General features: G+C 64.7%; 2 protein-coding genes. Both read left to right on the forward strand.

The features are described 5' to 3' along the window. Positions 1 to 187 (forward strand): hypothetical protein (locus DM872_RS00045; protein ID WP_179057553.1); only part of this gene is annotated, 187 nt, incomplete at its 5' end. A gap of 184 nt (positions 188 to 371) precedes the next feature. Continuing rightward, positions 372 to 747, forward strand: a 376-nt coding sequence (locus DM872_RS00050) for a serine dehydratase beta chain (RefSeq protein WP_306296680.1), incomplete at its 3' end; no start/stop codon positions are given.

Here is a 747-nt window from a genome sequence, read left to right on the forward strand (position 1 = left end):
GCCGCATACCGCCCACGAGCTGGTCGGCGAGTGGACCCACCGCTACAGCCGCGAACTGGCCGTGTACCCCAGCGCCAGCCTGGTGGACGGCAAGTACTGGCCGCCGGTGGGCCGCGTGGACAACGTCTACGGCGACCGCAACCTGGTCTGTGCCTGCCCGTCCATCGAGGCCTATCAGGACGCCTGACGGCGCTCCTGTGTAGGAGCCAGCTTGCTGGCGAAGCCCAGCATCAGGGCCATTCGCGAGCAAGCTCGCTCCTACAAATCCTGGACAAGACATGGAAGTTCGGCGGTCGGACCTTCGGGCCCGATCGTCCGGGCTGTCTACGCTGACTAATAAGAAAAGCCGAGCAATCGCTCAGGAGCGCGACATGTCCCTCAGCGTCTTCGACCTGTTCAAGATCGGCATTGGCCCCTCTAGCTCCCACACCGTGGGCCCGATGCGCGCCGCCGCGCGATTCGTCGATGGCCTGCGCCGTGAGAACCTGCTGGCCAACACCCACAGCCTGAAAGTCGAGCTGTACGGCTCGCTCGGCGCCACCGGCAAGGGCCACGGCAGCGACAAGGCCGTTCTGCTCGGACTGGAAGGCGAACAACCGGATACCGTAGATACGGAAAGAGTGGATGAGCGCCTGGCGCGCATCCGCCAGAGCGGCGAACTGCTTCTCGGCGGCGAGAAGTCGATTCATTTCGTGGAGAAGGAGCACCTGGCGCTGATCAGGAAACCGCTCCCCTACCACCCCAACG

The sequence above is a fragment of the Pseudomonas taiwanensis genome, assembly GCF_013393345.1.
GTDB lineage: Bacteria > Pseudomonadota > Gammaproteobacteria > Pseudomonadales > Pseudomonadaceae > Metapseudomonas > Metapseudomonas resinovorans_C.